At 71.9% G+C, this 26,539-nt stretch carries 22 protein-coding genes and 1 pseudogene; 7 read left to right on the top strand and 16 right to left on the bottom strand.

Annotation, left to right across the window (positions count from 1 at the left end; all coding sequences use genetic code 11):
• Nucleotides 1–9: 9 nt before the first annotated feature.
• Together N8I84_RS09555 and N8I84_RS09550 are read right to left on the bottom strand one after the other, a co-directional pair.
• The gene (locus N8I84_RS09555) at nt 10–510 is read right to left on the bottom strand and encodes a DUF402 domain-containing protein (protein ID WP_263229126.1); all 501 of its coding nucleotides are present in this window, start codon (nt 508–510) and stop codon (nt 10–12) included.
• A complete protein-coding gene (locus N8I84_RS09550; RefSeq protein WP_263229125.1) occupies nt 491–1,420 on the bottom strand; it encodes a GNAT family N-acetyltransferase in 930 nt (309 codons plus the stop codon). The genes N8I84_RS09555 and N8I84_RS09550 overlap by 20 nt, the downstream gene beginning before the upstream one ends.
• A 71-nt stretch (nt 1,421–1,491) precedes the next feature.
• Between N8I84_RS09550 and N8I84_RS09545 the strand changes: the two genes are divergently transcribed.
• Complete coding sequence (locus N8I84_RS09545) at nt 1,492–1,860, top strand: GntR family transcriptional regulator (RefSeq protein WP_200421426.1); 369 nt, start codon at nt 1,492–1,494, stop codon at nt 1,858–1,860.
• A 170-nt stretch (nt 1,861–2,030) separates the two neighbouring features.
• Here the strand turns inward: N8I84_RS09545 and N8I84_RS09540 are convergent, their stop codons facing one another.
• Nucleotides 2,031–2,819 (bottom strand): DUF72 domain-containing protein, encoded by a 789-nt coding sequence (locus N8I84_RS09540; RefSeq protein WP_263229124.1) that lies wholly within the window; start codon nt 2,817–2,819, stop codon nt 2,031–2,033.
• 81 nt (nt 2,820–2,900) lie between these two features.
• On the bottom strand, nt 2,901–3,995 hold the full coding sequence (locus tag N8I84_RS09535) for a DUF5925 domain-containing protein (protein ID WP_263229123.1): 1,095 nt from the start codon (nt 3,993–3,995) through the stop codon (nt 2,901–2,903).
• A gap of 177 nt (nt 3,996–4,172) precedes the next feature.
• Between N8I84_RS09535 and N8I84_RS09530 the strand changes: the two genes are divergently transcribed.
• Entirely contained in the window at nt 4,173–5,594 is a 1,422-nt protein-coding gene (locus N8I84_RS09530) for a GH39 family glycosyl hydrolase (protein WP_263229122.1), read from the top strand.
• An 89-nt stretch (nt 5,595–5,683) separates the two neighbouring features.
• Here N8I84_RS09530 and N8I84_RS09525 read toward each other — a convergent pair whose 3' ends face one another.
• From N8I84_RS09525 to N8I84_RS09500, 5 genes and pseudogenes are all read right to left on the bottom strand, one after another.
• Nucleotides 5,684–9,325 carry a lipopolysaccharide biosynthesis protein gene (locus tag N8I84_RS09525; RefSeq protein WP_263229121.1) on the bottom strand — a complete coding sequence of 1,214 codons (3,642 nt, stop codon included), beginning with the start codon at nt 9,323–9,325 and terminating at the stop codon, nt 5,684–5,686.
• Nucleotides 9,318–10,118, bottom strand: a complete 801-nt coding sequence (locus tag N8I84_RS09520) for a polysaccharide deacetylase family protein (RefSeq protein ID WP_263229120.1) — start codon at nt 10,116–10,118, stop codon at nt 9,318–9,320. The genes N8I84_RS09525 and N8I84_RS09520 overlap by 8 nt, the downstream gene beginning before the upstream one ends.
• Nucleotides 10,115–11,118: pseudogene (locus N8I84_RS09515) on the bottom strand (glycosyltransferase family 2 protein). Before N8I84_RS09515 ends, N8I84_RS09520 begins: the two are co-directional and overlap by 4 nt.
• Complete coding sequence (locus tag N8I84_RS09510; RefSeq protein ID WP_263229119.1) at nt 11,115–11,933, bottom strand: glycosyltransferase family 2 protein; 819 nt, start codon at nt 11,931–11,933, stop codon at nt 11,115–11,117. Before N8I84_RS09510 ends, N8I84_RS09515 begins: the two are co-directional and overlap by 4 nt.
• 671 nt (nt 11,934–12,604) lie before the next feature.
• A complete protein-coding gene (locus N8I84_RS09500; protein ID WP_313884245.1) occupies nt 12,605–12,934 on the bottom strand; it encodes a hypothetical protein in 330 nt (109 codons plus the stop codon).
• Nucleotides 12,935–13,254: 320 nt separating this feature from the next.
• Between N8I84_RS09500 and N8I84_RS09495 the strand changes: the two genes are divergently transcribed.
• Nucleotides 13,255–14,061 carry an SGNH/GDSL hydrolase family protein gene (locus N8I84_RS09495; RefSeq protein ID WP_263229117.1) on the top strand — a complete coding sequence of 269 codons (807 nt, stop codon included), beginning with the start codon at nt 13,255–13,257 and terminating at the stop codon, nt 14,059–14,061.
• Nucleotides 14,062–14,073: 12 nt separating this feature from the next.
• Here N8I84_RS09495 and N8I84_RS09490 read toward each other — a convergent pair whose 3' ends face one another.
• The 4 genes from N8I84_RS09490 to N8I84_RS09475 all read right to left on the bottom strand — a co-directional run bounded on the left by N8I84_RS09490 (nt 14,074) and on the right by N8I84_RS09475 (nt 20,796).
• Nucleotides 14,074–15,681: a serine/threonine-protein kinase gene (locus N8I84_RS09490; protein WP_263229116.1), complete on the bottom strand. Its 1,608-nt coding sequence runs from the start codon at nt 15,679–15,681 to the stop codon at nt 14,074–14,076.
• A gap of 72 nt (nt 15,682–15,753) precedes the next feature.
• The gene (locus N8I84_RS09485) at nt 15,754–17,340 is read right to left on the bottom strand and encodes a HoxN/HupN/NixA family nickel/cobalt transporter (protein ID WP_263229115.1); all 1,587 of its coding nucleotides are present in this window, start codon (nt 17,338–17,340) and stop codon (nt 15,754–15,756) included.
• Complete coding sequence (locus N8I84_RS09480) at nt 17,337–19,169, bottom strand: tetratricopeptide repeat protein (protein ID WP_263229114.1); 1,833 nt, start codon at nt 19,167–19,169, stop codon at nt 17,337–17,339. The genes N8I84_RS09485 and N8I84_RS09480 overlap by 4 nt, the downstream gene beginning before the upstream one ends.
• Nucleotides 19,170–19,272: 103 nt before the next feature.
• Nucleotides 19,273–20,796, bottom strand: coding sequence for a DUF4331 domain-containing protein (locus tag N8I84_RS09475; protein WP_263229113.1), 1,524 nt, complete (start codon nt 20,794–20,796; stop codon nt 19,273–19,275).
• Nucleotides 20,797–21,001: 205 nt separating this feature from the next.
• Here N8I84_RS09475 and N8I84_RS09470 point away from each other — a divergent pair, with 205 nt between their 5' ends.
• From N8I84_RS09470 to N8I84_RS09460, 3 genes are all read left to right on the top strand, one after another.
• Complete coding sequence (locus tag N8I84_RS09470) at nt 21,002–21,544, top strand: sigma-70 family RNA polymerase sigma factor (protein ID WP_263234712.1); 543 nt, start codon at nt 21,002–21,004, stop codon at nt 21,542–21,544.
• Nucleotides 21,541–22,365: an anti-sigma factor gene (locus tag N8I84_RS09465; protein ID WP_263229112.1), complete on the top strand. Its 825-nt coding sequence runs from the start codon at nt 21,541–21,543 to the stop codon at nt 22,363–22,365. The genes N8I84_RS09470 and N8I84_RS09465 overlap by 4 nt, the downstream gene beginning before the upstream one ends.
• 126 nt (nt 22,366–22,491) lie before the next feature.
• Nucleotides 22,492–22,761: a hypothetical protein gene (locus N8I84_RS09460; RefSeq protein WP_200421411.1), complete on the top strand. Its 270-nt coding sequence runs from the start codon at nt 22,492–22,494 to the stop codon at nt 22,759–22,761.
• Nucleotides 22,762–22,791: 30 nt separating this feature from the next.
• On the opposite strand, the gene N8I84_RS09455 is transcribed toward N8I84_RS09460, so the two are convergent.
• From N8I84_RS09455 to N8I84_RS09445, 3 genes are read right to left on the bottom strand one after another with little or no spacing between them, the layout of a single operon-like run.
• Nucleotides 22,792–23,988: a CaiB/BaiF CoA transferase family protein gene (locus tag N8I84_RS09455; RefSeq protein ID WP_263229111.1), complete on the bottom strand. Its 1,197-nt coding sequence runs from the start codon at nt 23,986–23,988 to the stop codon at nt 22,792–22,794.
• A gap of 44 nt (nt 23,989–24,032) precedes the next feature.
• Nucleotides 24,033–24,812, bottom strand: coding sequence for an ABC transporter permease (locus tag N8I84_RS09450; protein WP_263229110.1), 780 nt, complete (start codon nt 24,810–24,812; stop codon nt 24,033–24,035).
• On the bottom strand, nt 24,809–25,753 hold the full coding sequence (locus N8I84_RS09445) for an ATP-binding cassette domain-containing protein (protein ID WP_263229109.1): 945 nt from the start codon (nt 25,751–25,753) through the stop codon (nt 24,809–24,811). Before N8I84_RS09445 ends, N8I84_RS09450 begins: the two co-directional genes overlap by 4 nt.
• 63 nt (nt 25,754–25,816) lie before the next feature.
• On the opposite strand from N8I84_RS09445, the gene N8I84_RS09440 reads away from it, so the two are divergent.
• Nucleotides 25,817–26,539 (top strand): TetR/AcrR family transcriptional regulator, encoded by a 723-nt coding sequence (locus N8I84_RS09440; RefSeq protein WP_263229108.1) that lies wholly within the window; start codon nt 25,817–25,819, stop codon nt 26,537–26,539.

Raw genomic sequence — 26,539 nt, 5'->3', positions numbered from 1 at the left:
GCATGCGGGTCAGTGCAGCAGAGCCTCGAAGTTGCCCCCCTTGGCCAGGAGTTCGAGCTCGTCCAGGGCGCTCAGGGCGGCCGCCGCGGCCTCCGGGTCCCTGCTCGCCAGGCCGCTCGCCGCGAACTCGTCCTCGTCCAGGCGCAGCACGGCCGTGCCGTCCGCCGAGCGCCACAGGTCCAGGTCGAGGTCCTCCACGACGAGTTCGGAGCCGGAGACCGTGGCGGGGCGGGTGATGTCGCAGTACCAGCCCTTGAGCCTGCCCTGCTTGTCCCTGACCTCCTTCACCGCGTACCACCGGTCGCGCCAGTAGTGCTCGGTGAAGACGTCACCGGGTTCGAACCGTACGAAGCCGAAGTCACGGACGCCCTCGCCCGCCCAGGCGGCGCGTACGGTGATCCGCGAGCCGTCGTCGTGCAGCAGCTCGGCGGGATAACGGATCTTCGTACGGCCCGCCTTGACCAGGACGACGTCCATCGGGGCCGCCGTCTCAGCCGAGTTCGCGGACATGGCGCACCTCCGTGCCGCAGATCTCGTAGCCGAACCACTTGTTGATCGCGATCATCGGGTCGTTGCCCGCGTCGTTGCCCGTGAACGCCTCCGTGTACCCGGCGGTGCGGGCGCGGTGCAGGGAGTGGTTCTTGGCGAGCTTGGCGAGGCCCCGGCCGCGGAAGGCGCGGGCCGTGCCGGTCATCACGGTGCCGTAGCGGGTGCCGCCGTCGGTGCGGGCCGCGCTGAACGCGGCGGGGCGGCCGTCGACCACCGCCACAGAGGTCAGCTCGGGGCTGAGGAGGGGGTGGCGCCACGTCTCCTCGAGCCACGCCTCGTAGTCCGTGAACTCGTATGCGATGTCGCTCGGCTCGTCGGACATCGTCTCCGCGTCCAGTTCGAACAGGGGGCGAGGGTCGTCCGCGAAGTCCGCGCCGGTGCGCAGCTCGACGCCCGGCGGGGGGTCCTGGAGCGGGGGCAGGGTGCCGTTCGCCAGATCCAGGCGGAGGAAGTGGGCGGAGCGGCTGCTCCTGTAGCCGTGCCGTTCCGCGAAGGCGCGGTTGCCGGGCTCGTCCAGGACCCAGGCGAAGAGCCTGGTGGCGCCCACGGAGGCCAGGTACTCCTCGGCGGCGCGGACGAGGAGCGAGCCGGCACCGCGGCGGGTGCGTCCGGGATGCACGTAGACGTTGAGGTTGCCCTGGCCGGGCTCCCGGCTCTCATGGGCGAGGTGAACCTGGGCCGTGCCGATGATCTCGCCGTCCTCCTCGGCCACGAGCGGGCGGTAGTGGGCGTCGGGATGCATGTGGGCGGCGTCGTAGGCGATGGACTCCGGGGTGAACAGGATGAAGGGGAGGGCGAGGCGCCGGACCCGGGCGAAGCCCTCGGTGTCGGCTCGTACGTCGGGACGGAGGTCGCGCACGATCACTGTCATGGGGGCGCACGGTATTCGGACCGGGCGCGGGGGTGCCTCTCATTTTCCGATGGGTGCGGGACAATCGGGCCGTGACCTTGAAGATCCACATCGATGGGAGCGCGCCGCCGTACGAACAGGTGCGGGCGCAGATCTCCGAGCAGGCCCGGGCGGGGGTGCTGCCGGTGGGGTACCGGCTGCCGACCGTACGCGGGCTGGCCGAGTCCCTCGGCCTCGCGGCGAACACGGTGGCGAAGGCGTACCGGGCGCTGGAGGAGGACGGGGTGATCGAGACGCGGGGGCGCAACGGGACGTTCGTGGCCGCCGCCGGCTCGGCCGCGGAGCGAGAGGCGGCTGCGGCCGCCTCCGCCTACGCCGAAAGGGCGCGGCGGCTGGGGCTGGGCGAGGACGCGGCGTTGGCCGCCGTGCGGGACGCCCTGCGGGCGGCTTACGGGGGTTGACCACTGCGGTCGGCTGCCCGCCGGGTCCCCCTGGGTGGCGGGGGAGGGTTCGACACTTCCCCCACTGCCTTGACTGCGTGGGGGACCCCGGTCTCCGCCGTCGTGGCTGATCGCCGGTGCGGCGGAAAGAGGGGACCCACGAGGGGACGCACCGCTGCGGCGGGAGACGGTCACGTCGCCGTACCCGTGGAGGGTGCGGGGAGCTTTCGAGGCGTGCGTGTCACCCGCATGCCCGCCGTGGTCGCCAACCGCGCGAACACCGTCGCGTCCAGGACCGCCGCCGCGTGCGGGTCGTTGTTGAAGTAGGCGTAGACGTCCACCTCCTCCGGCCACACCGCCCCGATCCGCTGGACCCACGTCGTCAGGGACCGGCGGCCGTAGCGAGGCCACGGGCGGGCCCGCCCCGTGTGGAAGCGGATGTAGCCCCAGTCCGTGGTGCGCCACAACGGGGTGACAGGGCGGGACAGCACGTCGGCCCAGCACAGGGCGGCGCCCCGCGCCTCCAACACCGCGCGCACCTCGGGTGTCCACCAGGAGTCGTGGCGTGGCTCGACCGCGACCCGGGTGCCGGGCGGGAAACAGGCGAGGCAGTCGTCCAGGAGTGCCGGATCGGCGCGCAGGGTGGGCGGGAGCTGGAGCAGGACCGGGCCCAGGCGGTTGCCGAGCCCGGCCGCGTGGCTCATCAGACGGTGCACCGGCTCCTCGGGCTCCTTGAGCCGCTTGATGTGCGTCAGATAGCGGCTCGCCTTCACCGCCACCACGAAGTCCGCCGGCACCCGTTGCCGCCAGGCCTCGAACGTCTCCCGCGTCGGCAGCCGGTAGAACGCGTTGTTGATCTCGACCGTGGCGAACCGCGTCGCGTACTCCTCCAGCCACAGCCGCATGGGGACGTCCGCCGGGTAGAGGACGTCCCGCCAGTCCCGGTACTGCCACCCCGACGTGCCGACGAACAGGGTCATAAGTCCATCAAAGCACCGGTGGCCGTCGAGGCGCCGGTCGTGGCCCGCTCCAGGTGTCGTGCCCGCTGCGGGTGTCGCGCCCTACAGGTACAGCCCCGCGCCCGCTACCGCCCGCTGGTCCGGCACCGACGCCGGAGACGTGCCCCGCCGCAGCGCGTACAGCTCCGCCAGCGTCGCCCCCTCGCGGCCCACGCCCTCCTCGCGGCCCAGCCAGCTCACCGCCTCCGTGCGGGTGAGCGGGCCGACCTCGATACGGGCCAGGCAGCGGCCGGGCCGGACGACGGCCGGGTGCAGGCGCTCCAGGTCCTCGTTCGTCGTCACGCCCACCAGCACGTTGCGGCCCTGCCCCAGCAGTCCGTCCGTCAGGTTCAGCAGACGCGACAGCGCCTGGCCCGCCGTGTGCTTCGCCTCGCCGCGGATCAGTTCGTCGCAGTCCTCCAGCAGGAGCAGCCGCCAGCGGCCCTTGCCCGCCGTGTCCTCCTCGCCGATCGCGATGTCCATCAGATAGCCGACGTCGCTGAAGAGCCGCTCCGGGTCCAGGACGCAGTCCACCTGGCACCAGTCCCGCCACGAGCGGGCCAGCGTCCGCAGCGCCGAGGTCTTGCCCGTGCCCGGCGGGCCGTGGAGCAGCAGCAGACGGCCCGCGATGTCCTCCGGGGTCGTCTTCATCAGCCGGTCCATGGCGTCCGCCACCGGCGCCGTGTAGTTCGGGCGCACCTCCTCCCAGGTGCCCGCCGAGATCTGCCGTGTCGTACGGTGCGGGCCGCGCCGCGGCGAGACGTACCAGAACCCCATCGTCACGTTCTCCGGCTGCGGCTCCGGCTCGTCGGCCGCGCCGTCCGTGGCCTCGCCCAGCACCTTCTCCGCCAGCTCGGCGCTGGTCGCGGTCACCGTGACGTCCGCGCCGCGGTTCCAGCGGGACACCAGCAGCGTCCAGCCGTCGCCCTCGGCGAGCGTCGCGCTGCGGTCGTCGTCGCGGGCGACCCGCAGCACCCGGGCGCCCGGCGGCAGGAGTGTGGCCCCGGACCGTACCCGGTCGATGTTCGCGGCGTGGGAGTAGGGCTGCTCGCCCGTCGCGAAGCGGCCGAGGAACAGCGCGTCGACGACGTCGGAGGGGGAGTCGCTGTCGTCGACGTTGAGCCGGACCGGCAGAGCGTCGTATGGGTTCGCAGACATGCCGCCATGATCCGTCACGGGGCCGCCTGCTGCATCCGCTTTCCGTGGTGCGCCGCATGTGTCGTCTTTGCCTGGTGTATACCCACCGGATCAGCCCCTTCCGGTACGTGCTGTTACCTGGCTGTCGCACGCCGCAATCTGCCCGCGGCCCAAGCAGCGCCGTTAGTGTGGCCCCTGATGGGACGTCATGGGTGGAATTCGGGGGAACGGCGGTGGCGACTCACCGCACTGCTCGGCGTGGCCGTGGCCGCTCTGGCCCTGGTGGTCACCCTGATCAGCACACTGCCCGGGAACGGCGCGAGCACCAGAGGCACGACACGCGACGGCGACAAGGTGCACGGCACCCCCGCCACCCCGCCCCAGGTGACGAAACCGGACGTCGGCTGGGGCTTCACCCACACCCAGTACAGCGCCGACCAGGGCAGCGGCGCCGCCACCGAGCGCGTCGAGGGGCTGCTGTCAGGGGCCGGGCTGCCGCAGAACCAGGCCGTCATGGGGTGGGGCGCCGACAACCCGGAACCGGTCGAGGGCCGTTACGACTTCGCAACGATGGACCGCCGTATCGACTTCGTCCGCAAGACCGGCGGCACCCCGGTCGTCACGCTGTGCTGCGCCCCGGACTGGATGAAGGGCGGCAAGGCGGGCGCGGACAACACCGACTGGAGCCAGACCGCCCTCGAGACCGCCCCGAGGCCCGAGCACTTCAAGGACTACGCCGCCCTCGCCGCGACCGTCGCCAGGCGCTACCCGGACGTGCGCCACTTCGTCGTCTGGAACGAGTTCAAGGGCTTCTGGAACGACTCCAAGGCCCGCTGGGACTACGAGGGCTACACCGAGCTGTACAACCTGGTCTACAAGGCGCTCAAGCAGGTCGACCCCAAGATCATGGTGGGCGGCCCGTACCTCGTCATGGACAGCGTCGACCCGCGGCAGAAGGAGAACGCCTCCACCGCGCTGCGCGGCTCCTGGGGTGCCATGGACCAGCGGATCGTCGACGCCTTCACCTACTGGAACACACACAAGGCGGGCGCCGACTTCGTCGTCGTGGACGGCTCCAGCTACACCAACGACGACGAGCTGCTTCCGAACGAGTTCGCCGCGACCGACAAGTTCACCGCCGTCGGCGCGTGGGTGCGCCGGCAGACCCACGGCCTGCCGCTGTGGTGGGCCGAGTACTACGTCGAGCCCGCCGACGGCAATGACGAGCGCAGGGGCTGGAGCGAGGACCGCCGCGTCGCCGTCCAGGCCGCCGGGATGATCGCCCTGGTCAAGGGCGGCGCGTCCTCGGGCTTCTACTGGAACCCGGAGGATGAAAAGGGCACCGACTGCCCGGGCTGTCTGTGGACGCCCACCGACAGCGCCGAGGGCGGCCGGGCCCTGCCGATGTACGGCCTGGTGTCCCGCTTCTCCAAGGAGTTCCCGCCCGGCACCGCGTACCGGACGGTGACGGTGGCCCCGGACGACGTGCCGAACGTCCGCGTCCTCGCCACCGACAAGGTCGTGCTGGTGGTGAACACCCTGGGTCGCGCGATCAGCGCCCAGGTCGACGGCAAGCGGTTCGACATGAAGGCGTACGAGGTGAAGTGGCTCACGCGCTGAGCCGCTTCACCTCGTACGCCCGTCCCTCCGTGTGCCCCGTCCTCCGTGCGCTCCCGTCCCTCCGTGGGCCTCCGCAGCCCGTGTGAGCCTCAGCCCTTCCCCATGGTCAGGAACCGTTGCACCAGCGAGGCCAGCAGCACCGCCAGCAGCGGCAGCGAGAACCAGAAGCTCGACTGCAGCACCCGCAGCTGCCGTACGCCCGGCCGTACCGCGACCCGCACCATCTCCCGCGCCGTCAGCATGAGTACCAGCGCCACGGCGGCGAGCCCCCCGACCACCGACCACGGCGTCCAGGTCACCCGCGGGCCGATCGGGCCCGGACGCGGCTGCGGGACCTCGCCGGCGGGCTGCTTGCGCAGCGCGTACATGGTCACGTCGTCGTTGACCAGGACCTTCTTCAGCTCCTGGCGGTCGTCCAGGTTCTTGACGAGCCGGGACTCCCAGGTCGCCGAGTAGCCCACGTCCATCTGGAGATACGTCACCTGGCTGCGGTTGATCATGAGGTACGAATTGGGGCCCGCGTCCTTGAGCGACTTGACCAGGCCGGACACCAGGACCGGATCGGTGGGCGCCAAGGTCGGCACATAGTTCACCTTCTCCATGTCCTTGGCGCCCCACGGCATCGCCGGCGTCACGTCGTTGACCGTGTCGTTGCTCAGCCACAGCAGCCGTACCGTCGGCTTGTCGTGCGCGTACACATAGTCCATGGCCGCGACCTCGCCGGGGCGGATCCGCTCGAACGGCTCATTGCCCCAGCGGGCCACCAGGAAGCCGCCCATCAGCAGCAGGCCCGCCATCAGGGCGGCGAGCGGCGCGAGGCTCGCCCGGTCCTTGTCCCGTTCCTCGGCCGTCACGCCGGTGCGCGGGAAGAGCGCGAGCGCGCAGAGCAGGGCCGCGCCCGGCACCGCGAACATGAACACGCGCAGCGCCATCTCGCCGCCGTAGGACTGCATGCCGAAGCCCAGGAACGGGACGAAGGTGAGCACCAGCAGCGACCGCTCCCGGTACTTGTGCTCGCGCCGCCGCCACCAGCCCCAGCAGGCGAACGCCATCACGACGCCGGCCAGCAGCACGCGCGTGTACAGCACCAGCTTGTGCGTCGAGTCGCCGCCCTGGATACGGCCGGAGACGGACGTCGACACATTGCTGCCGACGCCGCCGACGCCGCCGAAGAGTTCGTCGAAGTGGCCGGACCAGTACGGCTCCGCCATGTAGCCCAACCAGAACATGACCAGCACCGCGAACAGGACAGGAAGACCACGGAGTTCGGAGCGGCCCACCAGGACGAGCACCGCGAGCACGCCCAGCATCATGAACGGGGTGAGCTGGTGGGCCGGGACGCTCGCCGCGTACAGCGCGATCAGCACCATGAGCAGCACGGCGCGTTGCCCGCGGCCGGTGGGCTCCACCTCGGCCTCGCCGGGGCGCCTCCGGGTCCAGAGCACGCGCGGCGCGCGGAACCAGACCAGCAGGATCGCCACGAAGGCGAGATAGAACAGATAGGTGAAGCCCTGCGGGGAGAAGTAGTCCTGGCCGACCCAGCCGCTGAGCACGAAGATCCAGATTCCGGTCCACTTGGCGCGCCAGCTCGCCCGCATCGAGCGGACCAGTAGGAACATCGGCGCCAGGTAGAGCAGCTGGATGGTCAGCGGCCACCAGCGGATGACCTCGGTCAGGTCGGTGACCCCGCAGGCCTTCGCGACGAACGCGGCCACCGCGAAGAACCCCGGCCAGCTCCAGCGGGCGTCCAGGAACGGCACGGCCGACCCGGTGCGGTCGATGTAGTCGAGGAAGCCGAGGTGCTGCCAGGCCGTCGGGAACCGCGGCTCGGTCTCGATCACGGCGGGCAGCGCGTGCAGCGACACGACGGTGGCCACCAGGGTCGCCAGCAAGAGGACCTTGTGCTCGCGGGCGCGCCAGAGCAGGGCGGCGAAGACCACGACGAGGAGGGCCGCGCCGAGCAGAGTCGGCAGCGGCAGTACCGAGATCAGGCCGAGGCCGCCCATACGGTCCAGAGAACCGTCGTCGAGGCTCAGCGCGGGTACCCAGTAGAGCAGCAGCGCGGACACGAGCAGACAGCCCAACAGAATCGGCCCGATGGGAGAGGCCGCACCGTGCTTCGACGGCGGGTCGTCCGCGGCTGGTCGCGCCGTTCCCCGCGCCCCTTCTGGGCCGCCCGGGGGCACCGGTGTTCCAGCCGGCGGGGTACCCGGCCCCCGCCGCACGTCCGGCCTGCGTTCCTGGTGGTCGAAGTCCACGTGGACGCCGAGCGCCAGCGTGTCCGCGTCCAGCCTCTTCGCCCAGGACGGGCCGCTCCTCGGCTCGGGGACCTCGAGGTCGGAGAGGTCCCCGTCCGGTGCCGCGTCCTCGGGCACCGCGTCCGCCGGGGCGGTGCGCACGATCTTGAGCAGCTTCGGTGCGGCGATCGCCACGATCACCGACAGGCTGGAGATCTCCGCGACGCCCGCCCCGGTCAGCCCCATACGGGGCAGCAGAAGGACGGTCAGTCCGAGCACCAGGACGCACAGCAGGCCCTGGAGGTAGGCGAGCCCGGAGGTACGGCTCTGGGCTCGCAGCACCGCGAAGTACGTCTCCATCACGACCCGCAGCAGCGCGCCCACCGCGAACCAGCGCAGCAGCGGGCTCGCCGCGTGCGCGTAGCCGTCGCCGAAGACGTGCAGGATGACCGGCGCGCCCAGGAACAGCAGCCCGCACACCGGCAGCATGATCCGGACCATGCGCTTCAGCGCCGCCCGGGTGTTGGCGGCGAGTCGCGCCGGGTCGTGCGAGCCCTCGACGGTGAGCGAGGCGCCCATGTTGATGGCGAGCAGGTTGGTCGTGCCGCCGATGGTGGTGGTGATGTAGAAGTACGCGTTGTCCGCGGCGCTGACCTGCGAGGCCACGATCACCGGCACCAGGTAGACCACGGCCAGTGAGAACAGCGAGCCGGTGTAGTCGCCGGCCAGGAACCGCCCGACCTCCTTCAGCGACGGCGGACTGGCGTGGTCCTCGGTCGCCTTGACGTGCCGCGGCACCAGACGCCGGAACACCAGCCAGCCGAGCGGCACCACGGACGTGGCGATGGCCGCGACCCAGGAGACGAAGACACCCAGCATCGGGATCGCAGCCGCGAAACCGACGAGCAGCAGCAGCTTCACCGCGGAGAAGACGGTGTTGCCCACCGGCACCCACAGCGCGCTGCGCAGCCCGGTCAGCACACCGTCCTGGAGGGTGAGCAGGTTCCAGGAGACCACGGCCACCACGAAGACCAGGGCGGGGCCGGGACCGTGCAGGAAGCGGTACGACGGCCCCCACAGGTCCAGCGTCAGCAGGAACACGCCCGCGGCGATCGCCACGACGAGCGAACTGCCCGCGTAGGTACGGAGGATGAGGCGCCCGGTGGCGCGTCCCGCGACCGGTGTGAAGCGGGCCAGGGCACCTGTGAGCGTGACCGCGGTGAGCCCGGCGAGCAGCTTCATCGCGGCGATCGCGGCCGAGCCCTGGCCGACCGCGGCGTCGGAGTAGTAGCGGGCGGCGACCAGCCAGTAGCCGAGGCCCAGCACCGCGGAGATCCCGGTGTTGAGCATCAGCGCGTAGGCGTTGCGGAACAGCTGGTTGCCGCCTCCTGGGACGCCGCCCCTTCCGGGCAGGCGGAGGCGGCGGCCCGACGGCTGCCCGGTTTCCGCGGTCGTGGCCTCACCGGCCTGGGTTGTGGTGGTCGTGTCAGACACGGGAACGGATGGCCTTCCGGCGGACCTGGCGTGCTCTTCGGACCACGGCGTACCCCTTGGTCAGGGCGCGGTCCCTGGCGAAGGTGCGGGCGATCGCACGGCCCTGGACGAGCCGCTCGAACTCCTCGACACCGGTGGTGCGGCGCACGGTGACCCGTTGCAGCGCGTACGGGCCCTGGCGGCGGCGTGCGAGAGCGTTCCCCACGGCGAGCGACTGACCGAAGCCCGCCTCGCGCACGATGCGGCGCACCCGGCGGCTGGAGTAGCCGTACGGGTAGGCGAACGACACCGGGCGGGCGCCGAGTTCGTCGGCGATGATCTCCTTGCAGCGCAGCAGCTCGAACCAGAGCGCGTCGTCGGGGAGCTGGTCGAGCTGCGGGTGCGTGTGGCTGTGCCCGCCGATCTCGACCCCGGCGTCCACGAGGTCGCGGACCTGTTGCCAGTCGAGCATGGTGTCCAGGCCGCCGCCGGTGTCGTGGGCACCCCGGATCCACCCGGTGGAGACGAACAGCGTGGAGGCGAAGCCGTGCCGCGCGAGCACGGGCAGCGCGTGCCGGTGCACGCCCTCGTAGCCGTCGTCGAAGGTGATGAGGACGGGCCGCTCGGGCAGCGGGCCGCTCTCCCGCCAGCTCCTCGCCAGGTCGGACGTGGTGACGGGCGTGAACTTGAGGTCGGCGAGCAGGGCCATCTGCTCGCCGAACGCCGCGGGCGCCACCGACAGCGCACGCGTCGCCTCGTTGGGCGCCGTCGCCACCGAGTGGTACATGAGGATCGGCACGGGCTGGTCGCTCATGCGGCCGCCCCCTCACCGTCCGGGACGCCGGCCACGGCGAAGGTCGCGCCACTCCTGCGCGCCCGGACGCTTCCGACCAGGTACCCGCCCGCCGCCGTGAGCACCCCGGCGACGATCGCACCCGCCCGGCCCGCGCCCCCGGGCGGGCCAGCAGCGCGTCGCGCAGGCCGCGGCCCACCCCGGCGGGCAGCACCCGGGTGGTGTAGCGGCGTTCGGACTCCAGGCCCTTCTCGGCACCGACGCTGCGGGCCACGAGCGCCTTGGACAGGCCCTCGGAGTAGGTGCGGGTGCGGAAGTACGCGAAGTGCTCGCGCGGCTGAGGCACCCGGTGGTGGATCACCGCCCGGTCGTCGATCAGCAGGATCGCGTCGGGCCTGGCCCGGGTGAGGCGGATGCACAGCTCCGTCTCCTCGCAGCCGAGGGGACGCTTGTCGCCGTCGCGTCCGATGCCCGTGGCGAAGCCGCCCGCCGCGTCGAACGCGCTGCGGCGGAACGAGGCGTTGCCGCCGAGGACGTTGCGCACCCGGACCCGGCCGGGCGGCAGCCCCCTGTACGTACAGCCCACCACCCAGTCGAACTCCTCCGGGAACCAGGCCGGGCGGCGGCCCGACGCCCAGATCGGCATCGTTCGGCCGCCGACGGCCATGACCCGCGGGTCCTCGTATCCTTCGGCGAAGTGCTTCAGCCAGTCCCGTTCGGCCACCGCGTCGTCGTCGAGGAAGGCGATGACCTCCCCCTGCGAGGCGGCGATCCCGGTGTTGCGGCCCGCGGACAGGCCGCGGGGCCCCGCGTTGGCGAGTACCCGGACCGATCCGTCCTCCTGGGCCTGTTTGTATTCCCGGGTCAGCCTCTCCAGCAGGGTCTCGTTGTGGTCCACGACCAGCAGCGTCTCGCGCGCCGGCCGGGACTGCGCCCGCACCGAGGCGACCGCCGCGAGGATGTCCTCCCAGCGGTCCTCGGTGTAGACGCAGATGACCACGGAGATGTCCGGATCGCTCAAGACAGCTCTCCCTGACCGGAGTTGAGCGCGACGGCGCGCGGACGGCGGCGCAGCGCACGCCGGTTCGAGCGCTCCTTGAGGATCACCTTCAGCACCCGGAGCCCGTCGCGTACCGCGCTCAGATTGCTGGTGCCGTGGATGCGGAGGTACTCGTGGCTGGGTATCTCCTGCACTTTCAGGCCGGCCTTGACCACCCGGATGTTCATCAGCGTCTCGACCTCGAAGCCGGTGCAGTCGAGGTCGATCTCGTCCAGGCAGTGCCGCCAGAACGCGTTGTAGCCGTAGCACAGGTCGGTGTAGCGGGCGCCGAACTTGGCGTTGACGATCGCGCACAGCACCCGGTTGCCCAGCTTGCGGATCGGCGTCATGTCGGAGGTGCCGCCGCCGTTGGCGAACCGCGAGCCCTTCGCGAAGTCGGCCCCGGACACCAGCGCGGAGACGTAGCTGACGATCTCCTGACCGTCCGCCGAGCCGTCCGCGTCGACCATCACGATGATGTCGCCCGTGCACGCCGCGAAGCCGGTGATCAGGGCGTCGCCCTTGCCCTTGCCCCGCTGTTCGACGACCTTCACCTCGGGCCACAGCTCGCGCGCCACGTCCACGGTGTCGTCGGTGGAATTGCCGTCCACAAGAACCACTTCGTGAATCCAGTCCGGAAGGGTCTTGAAGACGTAGGGAAGATTCTCCGCCTCATTCATGGCGGGAATCACCACGCTCACCGGCGGCGCGATGGCCAGGTGAGAGGAGATCGGCCGGTACTTCCCCTGCGCTAACGGACCTTGGTCCGAAAAGGCAGGGCGCAGAACGGAACTCATGAGTCTTGTCCCTCTCGTCCGGTCGGACCGTCCGCCCCTGGACGGTCCGGCTCTGTGTCCGGTTCGAAAGGGGGGTTCTCACCGACGGCATGCGACATGGATCTCCGTGCATGCAGGGTGAGCTGGCAAAGTGGCCGTCTGCCGGGAAATCGGCAGCCGGTCGCGCGGCACGACTCGTACGGCCTTTCAGGTCGCCGAGCACGGCACCCCCCTACCGCGCCCCGCGCCGGGATCCATCGCGGTACCTGAGCCCTCCCCTGGACCGCATGATGATGGACCGATGCGGGTTGATGTATGACGGTATTGACGATTGCGACGATATGGCAAGACCTACGACAAGGTCCGCGTTTTTGTTGGTATGTACGTAACTGAACTCCTCGAACGGATTTGTCCGATCCGTTTGAGTGTCCGAACGGCCGTCTCGAAGAGTTCCGGCCGCGACAGCACCGCATCGCGCGGCGCCCGGACCGGGGCGCGACGGGCCCCGTGTCCGAACATGACAGGGTGACAAGGTGTCACCCGCCCCTCCTGCGTGACACGTTCCCGTGCCTTCAGGGAGTCCTTGTGTTCCGTCCGGGGCGGAGACTTCGGCGCCGTCGGCGGAGTCGTCCACGCCCCCCCGGTCGGCCTGTGCGGGCTCGCCGGGGCGGTGCGCGTCGATGCCCACGTCGTCAGCCCCGATTTCGTGCCGCGCGGCCGAGGTGCCGCCGTACCAGGACCGGCACGAGGACGAGGGTGCTGGTCACGGTCACCGCGACGACCCCGCCGGTGACGGACCACCGATGCACCGCCAGCATGCCCTGGGCGACCAGAAGGTCGATCGCGATCGCTCCCGCCACGGACACCACTGTGCGGGGATAGGGTTTCAGCCCCCTCAGGGCTGCTCCCACGGCCGTCGCCGGTGCGGCGAGCAGGAAGAACAGGGTGAACGGGCCGCGCAGGGGCGAGTCGGAGCCGCTCAGCGCGAGGATGGCGCCGACCGCCGCGACCGCGAGGGCCACGCCCTTGAGCAGCGGAAACAGGTCCCTCCCTGGACCCTGCCCCGGCCGCTCGTCTCCCTCTGATGAAGGTGGCTTGATACCTAAGGTCTGCATTGGCGACTTTGCCCCCCGAAGCGCCGGATGCCGGGCTTCAATGTCGCGCGTTGAGCGGAGGGCGTCAAGATGCGAAAACCGCCCGCCCAGGTTCTCGGCCCTCTTCAAACATCCGTTCTGTGGGGGTGATTGAAGAGGGCCCCGAAAAGTCTTGGCATGGACACTTCCTGTCAACACGCGTAGCTGCTATGCCGGTTGTGGCAGAGATCCTGCTAAAGGGAGGTTCCATGAGACGTTCCCGATATGCGGCCTTTATGAGTTCGCTCCTCCTCGCCCTCGGCCTCGCCCTCACCGGGGCCGCCGCGGCGCAGGCGTCCCCCCTCGCCGCGGCCACCGGATATGTGGCGCTGGGCGACTCCTACTCCTCCGGTGTCGGCTCCGGCAGCTACATCAGCTCCAGCGGCGACTGCGACCGCAGCACGAAGGCCTATCCGTACCTGTGGCAGGCCGCCCACGCACCCGCCTCGTTCAGCTTCCTGGCCTGCTCCGGCGCCAAGACCACCGATGTGCTGAACAATCAACTCGGTACCCTCAGCGCCTCCACCGGGCTCGTCTCGATCACCATCGGCGGCAATGACGCCGGCTTCTCCGACGTCATGACGACCTGTGTGCTCCAGTCCGACAGCGCCTGCCTCTCCCGGATCGCCACGGCGAAGGCGTACGTCGACTCGACCCTGCCCGGCCGACTGGACACCGTCTACTCTGCGATCCGCGCCAAGGCCCCCTCGGCCCACGTGGTCGTGCTGGGCTACCCCCGCTTCTACCAGCTCGGCACCACCTGCCTCGGACTGTCCGGAACCAAGCGGTCGGCGATCAACGGCGCCGCCGACTACATCGACGCCGCCATCGCCAAGCGCGCCGCCGACCACGGCTTCACCTTCGGCGACGTCCGCACCACCTTCAGCGGCCACGAGATCTGCTCGGGCGACTCCTGGCTGCACAGCGTCGACTGGCTGAACATCGGCCAGTCGTACCACCCGACCGCGGCCGGCCAGTCCGGCGGCTATCTGCCGGTGCTCACCGGCGCGGCCTGACGGTCGCGAACCTCACGAAGAAGAGGGGGAGGCCCCGCCCGACGGGGTCTCCGCCTCACAGGTCACCGAGAACGGCACCGACTCGGACGTGACCCCGACCGGGCTTCGCACCTCCACGCCGATCGCGTTCCGGACGGAACCGCCCTCCTCGTACGTGGTGACGATGACCTGCCGCTGCTTGGTCTTCGTGTCCCCCGCCGCGAACGACAGAGTCTTCCAGCCCGGGTCCGAGACCTGCCCCGTCTTCGTGACCCAGCGGTAGGACACATCGACCGGAACCCTGCCCACGGTGAACGTCGCCGTGAACGCGGGCGCCTTCGCGTCCGCCGGCGGACAGGCCCCCGCGTAGTCGGTGTGCGTGCCCGTGACCGTCACCTGGACCGACTGGGCGGGCGGGCTCGTCGCACGACCGCCCCCGCTGCCGCCGCCGGTCGAGGTCCCGTGGGTGGGGGAAGCGGCCCGCGACGTACTCGTGCTCACCTCCGGACTGCTCGAGGGCCCGCCGCTGACCGTGCTGCCCTGCGTGGCCCCGCTGTTCGTACCGCCCGTGCCGTTCCGGTTCACCAGGGCGTACGTCAGCCCCGCCACCGCCAGGACGAGCGCGGCCAGGCCCGCGACCAGCACGAAGCCGGCCCGGCGGTTGCGGGGCGGCGGCTCGGACGGAGCGGCGTACGCGGCTGCGGGCGCCGGCCGGGTGGCGGCCGGCGGCGGAAGCGGGGCGGTGGGCGGCTCCACCGGACTTGGGAACGCCGCGACCGTCGGCGTGTAGGCGGCGGCACCCGCGAGCGGGGTGCCGCCCGCCGCGACGATCCGCAGGTCCCGCTCGGTCCGGTCGGCCGGGATCCGCTCGGCCGGGTCCTTGCGCAGCATCCCCTCGATCACCGGGGCCAGCGGGCCCGCGCGGCGCGGCGGCGGCAGCTCCTCGTCGACGACCGCGCGGAGCGTGCTCAGCGGAGTGTCGTGCCGGAACGGCGAGTTGCCCTCGACCGCCGCGTACAGCAGCACACCGAGCGACCACAGGTCGGACTCCGGGCCGGGCGTACGCCCGAGCGCCCGCTCCGGAGCGAGGAACTCGGGGGAGCCGATGACCTCGCCGGTCATGGTCAGCGCGCTGCTGCCCTCGACCATGGCGATCCCGAAGTCCGTGAGGACCACCCGGCCGTCGTTCGCCAGCAGCACGTTGGCCGGTTTCACATCGCGGTGCAGCACCCCGGCGGCGTGCGCGGCGCGCAGGGCCGCCAGCACCTCGGCGCCGATGTGCGCGGCCCGCTGCGCGGAGAGGGGGCCCTCCGTGTCCAGCAGGTCCGACAGGGCGATGCCGCGGACCAGTTCCATCACGATCCAGGGGCGGCCGTCCTGGTGGGCCACGTCGTAGACCGTCACCACGTTCCGGTTCGCCACCCGGGCCGCCGCCCAGGCCTCCCGCTCCAGCCGGGTGTACATGCGCTGGACCTCCGGCGAGGGAAGCCCGGCCGGTGCGCGCACCTCCTTGACGGCGACCTCGCGGTGCAGGACCTCGTCACGGGCCCGCCAGACCGTCCCCATGCCGCCCTGGCCGAGGGGGGACAGCAGGCGGTAGCGCCCGGCGATCACACGTTCACTGCCCGGTTCTTCGGACACGGGCCGTCCCCCATTCGCATCCGCGCGATGTATCCACGTATCCACTCCGCGTGATTTCTCCCCAAAAGTAGCTCAACCGAGTGCGGATGCCGCCCCCTTGAACACCAGTCCGGCGCCCAGCGCGAGGACCACGAAGGCGGATCCGAGGGGTGCGGTCCTGCGCACCAGGGCGGCCGCCGGGTTCTGGGTCCAGCGCGGGCGCCGGTCCAGGAGGCGGTTCATCCCGCTGCCCAGCTTGACCACGGCGAACCCTGCCGCGGTCAGCGTCAGGGCGAGCCCGACGCCGTACGCGACGACGAGCAACAGCCCGAACCAGGCCTGGCCGAGCGCGGCGGCACCGACGAGGACCACGACGGCGGAGGGACTGGGGACCAGCCCGCCGGCGAAGCCGAGGAGGATCGTTCCGCGGAGGGTGGGGGCGGTGGGGTGGGTGTGGGGGATACCGCCGTGGGAGTGGGAGTGGGAGTGGGAGTGGGAGTGGGTGTGGCTGTGTCCGTGACCCTGACCGTGGGCGTGATGTTCGTGCTCGTGGTCGTGCTCATCGGGGTGCCCGTCGTGTGCGTGTCCGTGGTCGTGCGTGTGCCCGTGGTCGTGCCCGTGCCCGTGCGTGTGCCCGTGCCCGTGGCCCCGGTTGCGCCAGGCCCGGCGTACGAGGGACGCGCCCGCCAGGGTGACGAGTGCGCCGCTCGCCATCCCCAGCCAGGCGATCACCGACGGCGCCGCCGCCGAACCGGCCGTGACCAGCAGGCCGAGGGCGACCACGCCCAGGGTGTGGGTGACCGTCACCGACGCGGCCAGCGGGAGCACGTCCCGGAGCCCGGCCCGGCCCCCGCGGGCGGCCGCCGTCGCCGCCATCAGGGTCTTGCCGTGGCCCGGCGCGAGTGCGTGCATCGCGCCGAGGCCGATGGCGACGAGCAGGGCGAGCGCGGCGAAACCGAGCGTGAGGTGGTGGCGGGCGACCAGGTTGTCCAGCGCGCGCGTCCAGCGGTCCGCGCCGCGCGGAAGGATCGAGGCGGCGGGCGCGTCCCGCTGGTCGTCGGCCAGGGCGGGGCCTCCCGGGCGCACCCGGAGCGAGGCCTTGACGGTGTCGGCCGGTGAGGAGAGCAACTCCTTCGGATAGCTGGTCAGTTCGCGGGACACGGATGTCTTCGGCACGTCGGACGCGGTGAGCGTCATACGGTCGCCGCGCGCGGTGATCTCGCTCCAGCCGGGTCCGGTGGTGGCGCCGGCGCTGTGGAAGCCGACGGCGAGGGTGTCGCCCTTGGGCAGCGCTGCGGTCAGCCGGCACTCCACGCGCAGGGTGTTGAGCCCCGCCTGCCCGGGCCGCAGTCGGGCGCTGCTGGTACGGACGCTCAGCGGGGCCGGGTGCCCGCCGACAGTGAGCGTGCTGCCCTCGGCTGCCTGCGCGCACCGCTGCCGGGCCCATGCGGTCAGGCCGAGCCTGGTGATGTCGGGCCTGGCCTGGGTGGCGGGGATCTCGGCGAGGTCCTCGACGTGGTCGACGCGCATCTGCCCGGGCGCGGCGACCAGGCCGTCGTAGCGGTTGACGGTGAAGTTGCCGAGCGGGTGGGCGCTCGCGGCGGAGGCGGGGCCGAGGACGAGCGCGCACAGGGCCGTGAGGAGGGCCGCGCCACATGCGGCGATACGACGGGTGTTCACCGCATGGCCTCCAGCACCTTACGGGCCTCGCGCGCGCCCAGCGGGGAGAAGCCGGGGTTCAGCTTCAGCGCGGCGGTGAGGGAGGCGCGCGCCTGGTCGGTGTCACCGGTGGCGTGCTCGATCATGCCGCGGTGGTAGAGGAAGGCCGCATTGCGGTAGCCGGTGGCCGTGGCCTGGCGGGCGTAGGGAAGGGCTTCCCGGTCACGGCCGTCGACGTGCAGGGCCCAGGCCAGGGCGTCGGCGGTGTGCACGGTGTGGCGGCGTGCCCACTCGGCACGGGCGGCCTTCAACGCAGCCGCGTGGTCGCCGTGGTCCGCGGCGGCGAGAGCGGTGTCGAGGTCGGCGTCGACGCCGTTGGCCCGGGCCAGGGACACCCAGGCGTCGACGAGGGCGTACTGGTCACGGGCCTTGTCCGGGTCGCCGGACGCGCCGCGCGCCTCATACAGCTCGCCCAACTCCACGAGGGGTTGGGGCAGCGGGTACCGCTCCACGACCTGCTCCATGCCGCGGACCGCGCCGGCCGTGTCGCCCTGGGCGGCCTGGGCGCGGGCGCGGCCCTCCAGGGCGGGGAGGTAGGTGTCGTCGGCGGCGAGGGCGCGGGCGTAGAAGTCGAGGGCGTTCCCGTACTGGCCCTGGCTCCAGGCGAGCTGACCGAGCGCGGTGGCGACGTACGCGATGTCGCCGCGGGAGGTGGCCGTGGCCAGGGCCTGCTCCAGGACGCGACGGGCGGTGCCCACGTCGCCGCGCAGTTCGTGGACGTAGGCGTAGCGGGTGAAGACGGGGACGCCCGGGTGGCGGGAGTCGGCCAGGTCGGCGGCCTTCGAGGCGTCGGCGTAGCGGCCGAGTTCCACGAGGGCGTCGATACGGGAGCACAGGGCGCGCTCGCTGAACGGGTTCTGCCGCAGGGCCTGGTCCGCGTAGTCCAGGGCGCCGGTGAAGTCGTGCCGGGCGGCGGCGAGGGCGGCGCGGCCGGCGAGCGCGGCGTCGTTGTCCGGCCGGACCCGCAGCGAACGCTCCAGCGCGGCCTGGGCCTGCGGATAGCGGGAGGGGTCGCCCTTGGTCCTGGCCTGCTCGACGTAGGCGAGGCCGAGGGTGGCCCAGCTGCCGTAGTCGCGGGGCTGGGTGCGGAGGTGAGCCTGCAGCGCCCGGATGCCGCTGTCGAGATCGCCGCCGGCGAGGAGCTCGGGGGACACCCCGCTGGGCGTGGAGGCGACAGGGGTCGTACCGCTGTCCCGCACGGCCCCGACGACCACGGCCCCGGCGGTGAGCGCGACGGCCAGGGAAGCGGCACAGACCACGAGCTGCACACCCCGCCACCGCCGCCCGGCGGCGGAGAACCGCCGCACGGCGGCGACCCGCTCGTCGGCTGCGCCGGGGGACTCCGCTGCCGGGGCAGCCTGCGCCTCGGTGGCCTCGGTGGCCTCGGTGGCCTCGGTGGCCTCGGTGGCCTCGGTGGCCTCGGCGCCGTCGGCCGGTGGCGAAGGTGCCGTCTGTCCGCCGCCCTGCGTGTCGGCCGATGCCCGCCTCTCGGGCGTCGGCTCCGTCGTACGGGTCCCGCAAGCCTCCTCCTCGGCGTTCGGCGCGGCCGACTCGGTGACCGGAGCGCCGTCCCGGGTGGAGTCGGCCGCCGGGGTCGGATCCGGGCCCGTGTCGTCGGCTCGTCCGTCCGGCGCGTCGGCACCCCCGGCGCCGAAGGCGCGCTCCCAGGCCTCCCTGACGGCCTTCTCGGGCCCGGTCTCCGCGGTGCGGAGCGTCGGCCTCCCGGGGGCGGCCTGCTCACGGTCGCCGTGGCCGGTCTCCGGCGCGTTGTCGTTCATACGCGGGGACATGCCCTCTCCTCGATCTGCTGGGCGGAAAACGGGGCGGCGCGACCCGCGCCGTGGGGGACGGGGAAGTGCGGGCCGCGCCGGTTCGGGGGACGGCGACCGGCCGTCAGTACGCGCGGTAGCGGGTGCGGCGGCGCCACCACATCAGGGCGGTGCCGATCAGCAGGGCTCCCGCGACGCCACCGGCGGCGGACGTCGCGATCAGCGTGGTGTTCGTGCCGGCACTCGTCGCCTGCAGTCCGTCACCCAGCTGGTTGCGCACGCTGTTGCCGGTGCCCTTCGCCAGCGGGCCGCGCGATCCGGACGTCGGCTGGGCGAGGTACGGGAAGGAGTGCCCGAACTTCTGGTCGTTCTCGTCGACACCGTCGCCCAGGTCGTTCTTGGAGCCGACCAGCTCGCCCTCCACGACCTGCAGCGCCTCGTCGATCACGTCGTCGGTGAGCCGGCGCCCGTTCGGGAAGCCCGCGTTGTCGCCGTCCAGCACGCCCAGCCGCTTCGGGTGCATGCTGGGTTTGATCGAGGTGTTGAGCCGCAGCTCCTCCGCCGGCCGCACGTACGGCGGCTGGTTGAGGCCCTTCACGCCCTTGAGGAACACGTCCACGAGGTCGTTGCGCGGCTCCGACGGCGCCTTGATCTTGTAGATCCCCTCGATGAGCTTCGGCAGCTCCGGGTTGGTCACGTTCTTCAGGAACTGGGCGTCGTCGTACGGCGAGGACGCGTTGAACTTGTCCTTGTCCTTCTGCGGGTTGACCACCTCGTTGACCAGTGGGTTGCCCAGCCGCGAGACCTGCGACCAGTGCCCGCGCGCGTCCTTGCGCTGGACCGTCCCCCAGATGCCGACGACCGGCTGGTACGACGACTCGCGGATCAGGTCGTTCGGCACCTGTAGGGCCAGGGAGTTGACGTTGTAGCCCTTCAGGGTGTCGTTTCCGACCTCCGAGAGGTTCCCGCCGTACAGCAGGTCGAAGACCCGCAGATCCGCGAAGAACGGGTCGTCGGCCTGCCCGGCGAAGGTCGTCGCCCCGCCCGCGAGCTTGTACACCGCCTCGTCGCGCAGCTTGCCGTAGTCCGGCATCGACGCCTTGCCGACGTTCGACGGGGCGACCGGCACGTTGTCCGCGATCCTCGTCTTCGCCACCACCTTCTGCTTGCGCAGCTTGATGAGGTCGATGTCGTAGGCCTGAGTGACGTTCAGGTCCGGGTCCTTGAGGCTGTCGACCGGACCTGTGTTGTAGAGGAAGGTGTTCTTGTTCTTGACGTGCGTCTTGAACGTGTAGCGGAAGATCAGCTCGCTCTGCGCGTCACCGTTGTTGTCGATGTGGAGGTCGTACTGCGCGTCCTCCGCGAACGTGTAGAAGTTCGGACCGCCCGCCGGCTCCTCGAACGGGACGAAGTTCGCGATGATCGTTGTCGTGTCCGGCTTGTCCGGGCTGACGAACGCGTACAGGTCGGTGTTGTCGTACTGCGGCTGCCCCGAGATCAGCGGGGCCTCCCGGTGGGAGGAGGCGGAGGCCGCCCCCGGTTCCAGCGCGGTCACGCCGGCGGCTGCGAGCCCGCCCGCGGCCAGCGCACCACAGATGAGGGTCGCGATACCCCTACGACCCACGCCGCTCCTGGAGATAGGTGTCATGCCGTCCGTCCTCAGTGCCAACTTGCCTGACGCACAGGGATACGGAGCGATCGCCCGGACGGCTTGGTCGGATCCCAAAAAACTTTTCCTGCCTGCTCGACCCGCGTTTCGGCCCCGCTGATCCGTATCTCTTCCGAATGGGAGTCAGCAGCGAACGCCCAGTGGAGCGAGCATGCCGTGCACGGCGTCGGTGAGGGGGGTACGAGTGGAGGCGGACGAACTTCTGGTACTCGTGGCCGGAGGCGACCAGAAGGCCTTCGAGGAGCTGTACGGACTGGTGTCAGGGCCGGTGTTCGGCCTGGTCCGCCGGGTCCTCAGGGATCCGGCGCAGTCGGAGGAGGTGGCCCAGGAGGTGCTGCTCGAACTGTGGCGCTCCGCCCCCAAGTTCGACCCCCGTCGCGGCAGCGCCCTGTCGTGGATCCTCACCCTCACGCACCGCCGCGCCGTCGACCGGGTGCGCAGCGCCCGCGCGGCCGGCGAACGCGAGCAACGCGAGGCCCGGCGCGCCCACCACCCCCCCTTCGACCAGGTCGCCGAGGAGGTGGAGGCCGGCCTGGAGCGCGAATGGGTGCGCCGCTGCCTGGACCGCCTGACCGCCCTGCAACGCCAGTCGGTCACGCTCGCCTACTACGACGGTTACACGTACCGTGAGGTGGCCGAGCGGCTCTCACTGCCGCTCGGCACGGTCAAGACGCGGATGCGCGACGGACTCACCCGACTGCGCCAGTGCCTGGGAGGGGTCGCATGAGCATCCTCGGCCGACTGCTGCGCCGCGAGGACCTGCACTCCCTGGCCGCGCCGTACGCCCTGGACGCCCTCGAGCCCGCCGAACGCGTCCGCTTCGAGAGGCATCTGAAGGGCTGTGACCGCTGCGCCGCCGAGGTGCGGGACCTGTCCGAGGACGCGGTGCGGCTCGCCTGGTCGACCACGGCCCTGGCCCCGCCCGGCCTGCGCGACCGGGTCCTGACCGCCGTACGGAACACCCCGCAGGACCCCGCGCCCGTGCAGGGAGCGTCCCGCGTCCATGAACCGCACCTGCCGCCGCACGTCTGGGGCACGGCGCCACCGCCGCCGCGCACCCGTACGCCCCGGCTGCGCCCCCTGTTCGCCCCGCTGGCCACCGCCACGGCCGCGGCGGCCCTCGTCGTCGCCTCGCTCTTCGCCGTGCAGGCCACGCGGACGCAGGACCGACTCGACGCCGAGCGCGCCCAGGCACGTGAGATCGCCCACGTTCTGGCCGCCCCGGACGCCCGTGCGACCAGCGACCGGGATGCCAGGGGCCGAGGAATCGGAGTGATCGCATCCGCATCCGAGGGGCGCGCCGTCGTCACGCTCCGCGGACTGGGCGCACCGCCCAGCGGTCGTGTGCACCAGCTCTGGCTGATGCGCCCGGGCGTGCCACCGCGCTCCCTCGGGCTCTTCGACGGCGACACGCCCCTGGTCGCGAGCGGTCTGACCAAGTCGGCGACGTCACTCGCCGTGACCGTCGAACCCGACGGAGGGTCACCTCAGCCGACCGGCCAGCCGGTTGTTCAACTCGCCCTGCACTCCATCGGTTTCGGAGGGTAGTCGTCAACGGTTCGCCAACGCCCTTATGGGGAAGGTGAATCCTGTGCCCGCGATACACGCGTGCCACGAGAGAGCGATAGGGTTACTCTGCCCGGGCCGGGTGGACTCGTACGGGTGGGGAGTGACATGGAACAGATAACAGTGCGCAGCAGGGCCAGGGTCCCTGCGATCACCTGCGGGAGCAGCGCGACCAGTTCGCGTCTCGACCGCCATCTCTCGGTGCTGGCCGGCCCTGCCGTCCCGCAGCGCGAGGCGGCCGAGGCGACCTCGCTGATGCGTGAGCTCACCGCGCGTGACGCCGCGCACGGCCGTAGCGGCAGGGGCGGACGCATGAGCGGTGTCTCGCTCTTCGCACCGCTGCGTCGGCTGCGTCGTTCGCTGTTCGGCGGGCGCTGAGCGTCACCCGCGTTCCCTCAAGGCCCGCGCTCAGGCCGTCACACCGTCCCGGCGCAGCGCTGCGATCTCCTCGTCCGTCATCCCCACGGCATGCAGCAGCGCCTCGGTGTGCTCCCCGAGCGCGGGCACGTCCCCCATCCGCGCCTCCGTACCGCCCGGCAGCGTGATCGGCGGCAGCAGCGCCCGCAGCGGCCCCACCGGTGTCCCCACCTCCCGCCACCGCTCCCGGGCCGCCAGCTGAGGGTGCTCCGCCACCTCGTACAGGTCCCTCAGGCGCGCGCACGCGATGCCCGCGCCCTCCAGCCGGGTCATCGCCTCGTCGGCGTCCAGTGCGCCCAGCGCCTTGCCGACGAGCATGTCCGTGCGGTCCCGGTGGGTGACCCGCGCCGCGTTCGTGGCGTACGCCGGATCGTCCGCCAGCTCGGGCTGCCCGAGCACCTGTTCGGCGAGCCGCCGCCACTCCCGGTCGTTCTGCACGGACAGCAGCACGCGCCCGCCGTCCGCCGTCGGATAGGCGTCGTAGGGCGCGATGACCGCGTGCGCGAGGCCGGTGCGCGCCGGGGGAGTGCCGTCGTGCATCGCGTGGTGCAGCGGATGCCCCATCCACTCCGCGAGCGCCTCCAGCATCGAGACCTCCACCGGCCCGCCGCGCCCGGTGGTGCCCCGCCGCACGAGCGCCGCGAGAACCCCCGAGAACGCGTACATGGCCGCCGCGATGTCGGCTGCCGGGATCCCCGCCTTGACCGGCTGCTCCGGCGTGCCGGTCACCGACACCAGTCCCGCCTCGCACTGCACGAGCATGTCGTAGGCCCGCTTGTCCGCGTACGGCCCCGACGCCCCGTATCCCGAGATGTCCACGGCGACCAGTCGTGGATGGGCGGCGCACAGTGCGGCCGCGTCCAGGCCGAGCCGGGCCGCGGCCCCCTGCGCGAGGTTCTGCACGAACACGTCCGCGTCCGCGATCAGCCGTCGCAGGACGGCCAGTCCGCGGGGGTCCTTCAGATCCAGCGCGATCGACTCCTTGCCGCGGTTGCACCACACGAAGTGGGAGGCGAGGCCGCGGGCGGCGGTGTCGTAGCCGCGCGCGAAGTCGCCGCCGTCGACCCGCTCGACCTTGATGACCCGGGCACCGAGATCGGCGAGCTGGCGGGTCGCGAAGGGGGCCGAGACGGCCTGTTCGACGGCGACGACGGTGATGCCCTCCAGGGGCAGCGGCAGACGGTCCATGGGCGGGATCATGACCCGCCGGCGGCGTCCTTGTCAGCAGGCGGTCACCGGGGCCGCGCGTACCGGCGGACGGCGAGCGGCGCGAACAGCGCGATCAGCACCGCGCACCAGGCGAGCGCTCCGGCGACGGGATGCGCCACCGGCCAGGCGGCTCCCCGGGGCACGGGCGCGTTCCCGAAGAGGTCCCGCAGGGCGGTGGTGACCGCGCTGATCGGATTCCACTCGGCGAGGGTGCGCAGCCAGCCGGGCAGGTTGTCCGTGGGGATGTAGGCGTTGGACAGCAGCGGCAGGACGAAGGTGGCGCCGCCGAGCTGCCCGGCGGCCTCCTCGCTCCGGGTGAGCAGCCCGAGGAAGATCCCGATCCAGGTCGACGCGAACCGGAAGAGCAGCAGCAGTCCCACCGCACCCAGTGCCCCGGCCGCCGACCCCTCGACCCGCCAGCCCACGGCGAGCCCCACCAGCAGCAGGGGAACCGTCCCGGCGGCCGTGACGACGAGGTCGGCCACCGCCTGCGCGACCGGCACGGAGGCCCGGGTCACCGGCAGGGTCCGGAAGCGGTCCATCACGCCCCGGTGGGAGTCCTGGGCCGCCTGGAACATCCCGGTCATGACCCCGCCCGCGGCGGTCGCCACCAGCAGCCCCGGCACCAGGAAGCTCCGGTACTCCGCTCCGGGCATCGCCAGGGCGCTGCCGAAGACGTACCCGAAGAACAGCAGCATCGTGATCGGCATGGTCTGGCTGAGGATCGCGAGCCCGGGGTTGTTCCGCACCCGGCGCAGATGCCGGCCCACCATCGCGGTGCCGTCGTACATCAGCGCGGTCATGCCACCAGCTCCTTGCCGGTCGTGAGACGGAGGAAGACGTCGTCGAGAGTCGGCGGGCGCAGACTCGCGTCGAGCAGCGGCACGCCCGCCGCGTCGAGTTCGCGCACGAGGCGCGGAAGGGTGAGGGTCGGGTCGGTGGTGACGGCGCCGACGGCGCCCCGGTCGTGGTCGAACGACGGCTCCGCGCCGGTGAGGTGGTCGAGGACGCCGGCGGCCTTCGTCAGGTCGTCCCGGTGGGCGACGACGACCTCGGCGTAGGAGCCGATGAGTGCCTTGAGGTGCGCGGGGGAGCCGGTGTGCGCGATCCGGCCCCGGTCCACCAGGGCGATGTCGTCGGCCAGGTGATCGGCCTCCTCCAGGTACTGCGTCGTCAGCAGCACGGTCGTGCCCTGCTCCTTCAGCGCGCGTACGGCCTCCCACATGCGGTTGCGGCCGGCCGGGTCGAGACCGGTGGTGGGCTCGTCGAGGAACAGCACGTCGGGGCGGTGGACGAGGCTCGCGGCCAGGTCGAGACGGCGCCGCATGCCACCCGAGTACGTCGACACGGGCCGGTCTGCCGCCTCGGTCAGACCGAAGCGCTCCAGGAGCTCGCCGGCCCGCTCGGCCGGCCCCCGCACCCGGTGCAGGCGGGCGAAGAGCCGCAGGTTCTGACGTCCGGTGAGGTCGCCGTCCAGCGACGCGTACTGCCCGGTGACGGCGATCCGCCGGCGCACGGCGTCCGGCTCCCGCAGCAGGTCGTGGCCCGCGACCCGGGCCGACCCGGCGTCCGGGCGCAGCAGGGTGGTCAGCAGCCGGACGGCCGTGGTCTTGCCCGCGCCGTTGGGGCCGAGCAGCCCGCAGACCGTGCCCTGCGCCACCGCGAGATCCAGTCCACGGACGGCATGGACCTCACCGAAGTGTTTCTCCAGCCCCTCACTAAGTACAGCGTACGTAGTAGTCATGGGTTGACCATAGCGCACTACGTACGGTGTACGTAACTAGGATGGTGGTCGAGGTGATGACCGATGGCGGGCCGAGCGGCCGAACCCGAAGTGATCTGGGCGCGCCCCGAGCGAACCGGCCGAGGGCCCAAGCCCGGGTACAGCCGGGCCGACATCGCGGCCGCCGCCGTGCGGATCGCGGACGCCGAGGGGCTGGACGCGGTCTCGATGCGGCGCGTCGCCGCGGAACTGGGCTGCGGCACGATGTCGCTGTACAACTACGTCCCCCGCAAGGAGGACCTGTACGAGCTGATGATGGACGCAGTCAGTGGCGAGCACGAGCTGTGGGAGCCGTCGGGGGACTGGCGCGCGGACATGCTGAGGGTCGCCCACCAGACCCGTGCGCTGATGCACCGCCATCCCTGGCTGCCGGGCCTGATGTCCCCGGTGTACGGGTTCAGTCCGAACGTCCTGCGCTACCTGGAACACTGCCTGGTCTGCCTGGACCCGGTCGCGGTGCCCTCCGGCACGAAGATGGAGCTGATCGCGATGATCAACGCCGTCGTGACCATGCACGCGGGGACCGAGCTGTCCACCGCGGAACGCACCCGGTCACTGCCGTGGTCGGCGGAACAGGAGCATGCGGTGCGGGCAGCCTACCTCGGGGCGCAGTTGGCGAGCGGCGCCTATCCGCGGACGGCGGCGGCCCTCGCCGAGTATGCCGAACCCGTCGATCTGGAAGCCGCGTTCGAGCGGACGCTGGGAAGGGTTCTCGACGCCTTCGATCCGGCCGGGAACCGGCACTGA

The sequence above is a fragment of the Streptomyces cynarae genome, from assembly GCF_025642135.1.
Classification (GTDB): Bacteria; Actinomycetota; Actinomycetes; order Streptomycetales; family Streptomycetaceae; genus Streptomyces; species Streptomyces cynarae.
Note: the sequence above shows the minus strand (reverse complement) of the source record. Positions and strands in the feature narration are given on the sequence as shown.

Coding starts and splice junctions, on each gene's coding strand:
- N8I84_RS09555 (WP_263229126.1), bottom strand. CDS start 510: ATGTCCGCGAACTCGGCTGAGACGGCGGCCCCGATGGACGTCGTCCTG.
- N8I84_RS09550 (WP_263229125.1), bottom strand. CDS start 1,420: ATGACAGTGATCGTGCGCGACCTCCGTCCCGACGTACGAGCCGACACC.
- N8I84_RS09540 (WP_263229124.1), bottom strand. CDS start 2,819: ATGACCCTGTTCGTCGGCACGTCGGGGTGGCAGTACCGGGACTGGCGG.
- N8I84_RS09535 (WP_263229123.1), bottom strand. CDS start 3,995: ATGTCTGCGAACCCATACGACGCTCTGCCGGTCCGGCTCAACGTCGAC.
- N8I84_RS09530 (WP_263229122.1), top strand. CDS start 4,173: ATGGGACGTCATGGGTGGAATTCGGGGGAACGGCGGTGGCGACTCACC.
- N8I84_RS09520 (WP_263229120.1), bottom strand. CDS start 10,118: ATGAGCGACCAGCCCGTGCCGATCCTCATGTACCACTCGGTGGCGACG.
- N8I84_RS09510 (WP_263229119.1), bottom strand. CDS start 11,933: ATGAGTTCCGTTCTGCGCCCTGCCTTTTCGGACCAAGGTCCGTTAGCG.
- N8I84_RS09495 (WP_263229117.1), top strand. CDS start 13,255: ATGAGACGTTCCCGATATGCGGCCTTTATGAGTTCGCTCCTCCTCGCC.
- N8I84_RS09480 (WP_263229114.1), bottom strand. CDS start 19,169: ATGTCCCCGCGTATGAACGACAACGCGCCGGAGACCGGCCACGGCGAC.
- N8I84_RS09475 (WP_263229113.1), bottom strand. CDS start 20,796: ATGACACCTATCTCCAGGAGCGGCGTGGGTCGTAGGGGTATCGCGACC.
- N8I84_RS09465 (WP_263229112.1), top strand. CDS start 21,541: ATGAGCATCCTCGGCCGACTGCTGCGCCGCGAGGACCTGCACTCCCTG.
- N8I84_RS09460 (WP_200421411.1), top strand. CDS start 22,492: ATGGAACAGATAACAGTGCGCAGCAGGGCCAGGGTCCCTGCGATCACC.
- N8I84_RS09455 (WP_263229111.1), bottom strand. CDS start 23,988: ATGGACCGTCTGCCGCTGCCCCTGGAGGGCATCACCGTCGTCGCCGTC.
- N8I84_RS09450 (WP_263229110.1), bottom strand. CDS start 24,812: ATGACCGCGCTGATGTACGACGGCACCGCGATGGTGGGCCGGCATCTG.
- N8I84_RS09445 (WP_263229109.1), bottom strand. CDS start 25,753: ATGACTACTACGTACGCTGTACTTAGTGAGGGGCTGGAGAAACACTTC.
- N8I84_RS09440 (WP_263229108.1), top strand. CDS start 25,817: ATGGCGGGCCGAGCGGCCGAACCCGAAGTGATCTGGGCGCGCCCCGAG.